7 protein-coding genes are annotated in these 5239 nt (G+C 73.3%); 5 read left to right on the top strand and 2 right to left on the bottom strand.

Annotated features, from left to right (window positions below; all coding sequences use genetic code 11):
* Positions 1-90: 90 nt before the first annotated feature.
* Positions 91-1104 carry a hypothetical protein gene (locus tag FNH05_RS31535; protein ID WP_186382831.1) on the bottom strand — a complete coding sequence of 338 codons (1014 nt, stop codon included), beginning with the start codon at positions 1102-1104 and terminating at the stop codon, positions 91-93.
* Between the two features lie 235 nt (positions 1105-1339).
* Between FNH05_RS31535 and FNH05_RS31530 the strand changes: the two genes are divergently transcribed.
* The 5 genes from FNH05_RS31530 to FNH05_RS31510 are packed head-to-tail and all read left to right on the top strand — an operon-like array spanning position 1340 to position 4695.
* Positions 1340-1657, top strand: coding sequence for a lycopene cyclase domain-containing protein (locus FNH05_RS31530; RefSeq protein ID WP_144592498.1), 318 nt, complete (start codon positions 1340-1342; stop codon positions 1655-1657).
* Entirely contained in the window at positions 1654-1980 is a 327-nt protein-coding gene (locus FNH05_RS31525; protein ID WP_144592497.1) for a lycopene cyclase domain-containing protein, read from the top strand. Before FNH05_RS31530 ends, FNH05_RS31525 begins: the two co-directional genes overlap by 4 nt.
* Positions 1977-2726, top strand: coding sequence for a class I SAM-dependent methyltransferase (locus FNH05_RS31520; RefSeq protein WP_144592496.1), 750 nt, complete (start codon positions 1977-1979; stop codon positions 2724-2726). Before FNH05_RS31525 ends, FNH05_RS31520 begins: the two co-directional genes overlap by 4 nt.
* Positions 2723-4216 carry an FAD-dependent oxidoreductase gene (locus tag FNH05_RS31515; RefSeq protein ID WP_425458506.1) on the top strand — a complete coding sequence of 498 codons (1494 nt, stop codon included), beginning with the start codon at positions 2723-2725 and terminating at the stop codon, positions 4214-4216. Before FNH05_RS31520 ends, FNH05_RS31515 begins: the two co-directional genes overlap by 4 nt.
* Before the next feature lie 2 nt (positions 4217-4218).
* A complete protein-coding gene (locus FNH05_RS31510) occupies positions 4219-4695 on the top strand; it encodes an MSMEG_6728 family protein (RefSeq protein WP_144592495.1) in 477 nt (158 codons plus the stop codon).
* Here FNH05_RS31510 and FNH05_RS31505 read toward each other — a convergent pair.
* Positions 4653-5239: DUF5914 domain-containing protein (locus tag FNH05_RS31505; protein ID WP_222426764.1), on the bottom strand; the 587-nt coding region annotated here is incomplete at its 5' end. The genes FNH05_RS31510 and FNH05_RS31505 overlap by 43 nt on opposite strands.

Below are 5239 nucleotides of genomic sequence, written 5' to 3'. Positions count from 1 at the left end.
GTCCCTTCACAGTCAAATCGACTGTGAAGGGACCCTTCACGGCCACGGCAGGCCCTCACGGCAGCCCGCAACCCGCAACCGGGCGCGGCTTCAGAAGTTGAACGGCACGCGGGTCCAGGTCAGTACCTGCAGCCCGCGCTCCTGCACCGAGACGCGCAGGTAGTTGTTCACTCCGGTGGAGCCGTCCACGGTCACCCGGGAAAGGTTCGGCACCGGGCTGGTGATCCCGTAGAACGACAGCCACTTCGACCCGGCGGCCAGCGGCTGGTCGCTGTTGTAGACGTGGCTGTCACCGTTGAACAGGTACACGGGGCCGTCGAACTCCGCCGCCTCCCTGGCCAGTGCCGCGACGATCGGCTGGAAGCCGTAGTAGTCGGCGAATGACGGGTTGGTGACGGTCGGGTCGAACATGTCGGCCTGCATGAGCACCGTGACGGCGCGGTCGTGGTGGCGCCGCGCGTCGGCGAAGGTGTCGTGGATTTCCTGGATCACCGCGGACGTGCGGGCCAGCACCTCGGCGGCCTGCTGTGGCGTGGGCGCGGTCTGCCCGGTCCACGGGGCGAGGCTGTCGTTGCTGCCCACCACGTCCACCGCGGCGAACGCGACGTCCGCGCGCTCCCACCGGACGTTCTCCGGAATCCCCTGCCCGGCCTGGGTCCGCACGCGAGCGGCGTGCTGCCCGAGGGTGCGGCCGGGCTGCGGGAAGAACACCTGGCGGATCTTCGCCAGCCGCTCCAGCGGGTTGTAGCCGCCGTTGTTCGGCCGGTGGCAGTCGGTCCACTCGTTGTCGCCGACGGTGTAGACCAGCGGGTCGGCGAACTGGTCGAAGTCACTCTTGATCTGCTGGAAGTACTCGTCGCTGCAGACCGTGGACCCGTTCTTGATGTCACCGAGGTGGTCGACCCACTGCACCGCCGGGTCGGCGTTGATCTGCGCGACCACCTTCGGGAAGTTCGCGATCTGGGTCGCGCCGTAGGGGATGTCGCCGATGACCGCGAAGGTGTACCCCTCCGCCGCGGCGGTGGCCGGGGCCGCCGCTCCCAGGCTCGCGGCCACCGCCACGGCCGCCGCCGCGGCCAGGCCGGCACGATGCCCTCTGCGCATTTGCTGCTCCTTACCCAGGGAACCGGCCGGGAAATCCGGGCCGGTCGAAGGCCGTCGGGTACCGGTCGGTCCGATGTCCGGCACAGCCTTGTCCCCGAAGCCGAACCGCGGGTGAACGGCACCGGTGCGGAACACGGCCGGTGGATGTCATCCCGGCGGAGGCGGCCCGGTGTTTCCCGGGGGCCCGATGCGGGCAGTACTGCTGTCGCCGACTACAGCCGGGAGGGTGGAGGCGATGGATCACTGGCAGTACCTGTTCCTGCTCGGCGCCTGCCTCGCCGTGACGCTACCGCTGGAGCTGTCCGGCTCCCGCGTGTACCGCCAGCCGGCCCGGCTGGCACGTGCCGTGCTGCCCGCGGCCGCCGTCTTCGTTGCCTGGGATGTTCTCGCCGTGGTCAACGGGGTCTGGGACTACGACCCGCGCTACCTGCTCGGCGTGCGCCTGCCGTTCGGCCTGCCGCTGGAGGAGGCGCTGTTCTTCCTGGTCATCCCGCTGTGCGGGCTGCTGTCGTTCGAGACGGTCGAACGCCTGCTCGGCAGGGCGCGCCGATGACCGAACTCGGTTACACCCTGCCCGCGGTGGCGTCGGTGCCCGTGGTGGTGGCGCTGGAACTGCTGTGGCTGCGCACCGGCCTGTTCCGCCGCCCCGGCTACTGGATCACGATGGCCATCGTCTTCGCCTTCCAGATCGGCGCGGACGGCTGGTTGACGAAGCTGTCCTCCCCCATCGTCCGGTACGACCACGCGGAGCTGACCGGCCTGCGCTTCCCCTTCGACATTCCGGTGGAGGACTACCTGTTCGGCTTCAGCCTGATCACCCTGACGCTGCTGCTGTGGGTGCGGGCGGGCCGCCGGGCGCCAGGCCGGGCCGCATGAGCGTGCCTGCCGCGTTCGACCGCGGCGCGGACAGCTACGACCGGCTGGTCGGATTCAACCCGGGTTACCACGCGCAGCTGCGCCGTTCGGCCGCCGCGATCCCCGCCGGGGCGCGGCGGGTGCTCGACGCGGGCTGCGGCACCGGCGCCTCCACCGCCGCTGTGCTCGCCGCCGCGCCGCGCGCGCGGATCGTCGCGGTGGACGCCTCGGCGGGCATGCTCGTCCGGGCACGCCGCAAGCACTGGCCGGAGAGCGTGCGGTTCGTGCACAGCCGCATCGAGGAGGCCGACCTCGCCGGGGAGCAACCGTTCGACGCGGTGTTCGCCGCCTACCTGGTCCGCAACCTGCCCGAACCGGACGCCACGCTCGCCGCGTTCCGGGAGCTGCTGCGGCCGGGCGGGGTGCTGGTGGTGCACGACTACAGCCTGTCTGGCGGCCTGGCCGCGCGCCTGATCTGGCACGCGGTGTGCTGGTCGGTGATCATCCCGCTGGGCCGCGCGGTGTCGGGCGACGCGGGGTTGTACCGGTACCTGTGGCGCAGCGTGACCGCCTTCGACGACGCCACGGCCTTCGCCGCCCGGCTGGAGCGGGCCGGATTCGGCGGCGTCACCGCCCACACGATGCCGGGATGGCAGCGGGGCATCACGCACACCTTCCTGGCGCGGAGGCCGCATGAACGAAACGGGTGTCCCGCAGAACACACCGGGTGCGGGTGTCCCGCAGAACACAGGAGACCCCGCTCGTGAACGGGCTGGGGAGGGACCGGCTGAGGGAGCGGCATCCCGCCCCCGCGGGACGGCCGCGCGCCGAAGAAGGACGGCGGGTCGCGGTGATCGGCGGCGGTATCGCCGGGCTGTCCGCGGCGACCACGCTGGCCGAACGCGGGGTGGCCGTCGACCTGTTCGAGCGGCGGCCCTACTGGGGTGGCCGGGCCGGGGGCTGGACGGTCACGCTCACCGACGGCGGCACGACCGGGATGAGCCGCGGGTTCCACGCCTTCTTCCGGCAGTACTACACGCTGCGGGCACTGCTGGCCCGTGCGGGCGCCGAACTGCGGCCGCTGCCGGACTACCCGCTCGCGGGCCCGGACGGCCGGGTGGACACCTTCCGCGGCCTGCCGCGCACCCCGCCGTGGAACGCCGCCGGTTTCGTCCTGCGCAGCCCCACGTTCACGGTGACCGACCTGCTGCGGGTCGACCCTCGCGCGGCACTGCCCCTGCTGGACGTGACCGTGCCCGGCATCTACCGCCTGCTCGACGCGGTCGATGCCGAGGAGTTCCTCGCCCGCGTCCGGTTTCCCGAGGCGGCCCGGCATCTGGCGTTCGACGTGTTCTCGCGCAGTTTCTTCGCCCCGCCGCGCCGGCTCTCGGCGGGCGAACTCGCGCTGATGTTCCACCTGTACTTCCTCGGCTCCGCCGAGGGCCTGCTGTTCGACGTGCCGACCGCACCGTTCCACCAGCTGTGGCCCCCGCTGGCCGACCGGCTGGCCCGGCTGGGCACCGTCGCGCATCCGGCGACCGCGGTCACCGCCGTGGAGCGGCACGGCGAGGGTTTCGTGGTACACGCGGACCGGGCCTACCCGGCCGACGGCGTGGTGCTGGCGCTGGATCCCGCCGGCCTGCGCGCCCTGGTCGACGGCTCGCCGCTCGGCCCGCCCGAATGGCGGGAGCGCATCGCCCGGCAGGAGAACGCGCCGCCGTTTCTGGTGCGGAGACTGTGGCTGGACCGGCCGGTGCGGGAGGACCGCCCCGCCTTCCTCGCCACCGGCGGGATGCCGCCCCTGGACAACATCAGCGTGCTCGACCGGTACGACCGGGACGCGGCCGCGTGGGCGCACCGCTCGGGCGGTTCGGTGGTGGAGGTGCACGCCTACGCCGTGAGCGAACCGGACGGGACGGGCGACCGGCTGCTGGCGCGGCTGCACGAGGTGTACCCGGAGACCCGGCGGGCACGGATCCTGGACGACCACGCCGCATGGCGGGCCGACTGCCCCCTGTTCGCCCCGGGCACGTTCTTCGGGCGGCCGGGGATCGCCGGCCCGGTCCCCGGCCTGGCCCTGGCCGGGGACGGGATCCGGGTCGACCTGCCGGTGGCGCTGATGGAACGCGCCGCGGTCACCGGGCGGCTCGCGGCCAACCACCTGCTCGCCGGGTGGGGCGTCGCCGGGCACGCACTGACCACGGTGCCCACCCGCGGCCGCACCCGGGCCCTGCGCGCCCTCGCCCGGCTGGGCTGATCATGCAGACGTTCCTGCCCTATCCCGATTTCGGGGCCTCGGCGTCGGTGCTCGACCCGCTGCGCCTTGGCAGGCAGCGCGTGGAGGCGCTGCAGATCCTGCGGGCGCTCACGGTGCCCAGCTACGGCTGGCGGCACCATCCGGCGGTGCGTATGTGGGCCGGTTACGAGGAGGCGCTGACGCGGTACGGCCTCACCGTGTGCGAGGTCTGGCGGCGCGAGGGCCGCGCCGACACCTGCGAGGACACCCTGCGGCGCGATTACTCCCGGGCCCGCGGGCACACCCTGATCCGCACCGAACCGGAACTGGCCGAGACCGGGGATCTGCCGAACTGGCTGGGGGATCTCGCGTTCCACCGCAGCCACCAGTCGGCGCTGATGCGCAAGGACCCGGACTACTACGGGCGCTGGTTCCCCGGGGTGCCGCCCGATCTGCCCTACGTGTGGCCCCACTCCGACCGCGACTCCCGCAGCGCGTAGCGGCGTTCGGCGTAGGCGAGGTCGTCGCGCCACAGCCGCGACGCGGCGTGGCGCATCAGGGGCCGCAGCACGGGCGCGGCGCGGCGGGCGAGCGCGAACCCGGTGCGTCCGGAGGTGGCGATGGTGGCCTCCAGCACGGCGGTGCGGGGCCTGCCGTCGGGCCCGGGGCCGAGCGGGGTGGCGTGGGTTTCGACCACGCTGCCCGCTCCCTCGCCGGAGACGATGCGCATGGTCACCGTCCGAGGATCGGGGCAGCGGAACTCGGCCCGCACGGGCACCCCGAGCCGGGGACCGACCCGGAAGGTCACGTCCACCACGAACCGGTCGTCTTCGGCGGTGGCGTCCATCGCGGGCGCGCTCACCACCTCCAGGCGCGCGAACGAGTAGGGGTGGAACCAGGCCCCGTGCCACGGGTCGAGCCGGTTGGCCACGATGTCGCCCGGCTCGCAGACCCCGGTCATCGTGGTCACCGCGGCCACGCTGCCCGCCGGGGCGGGGCGCGAACCGAGCACGGGCCGGGGCAGGGGCGTTTCGGTCCCGGGGC

Source organism: Amycolatopsis rhizosphaerae (genome assembly GCF_007713715.1).
Taxonomy (GTDB): Bacteria; Actinomycetota; Actinomycetes; order Mycobacteriales; family Pseudonocardiaceae; genus Amycolatopsis_E; species Amycolatopsis_E rhizosphaerae.
This window is presented reverse-complemented; position numbering and strand designations above follow the sequence as displayed.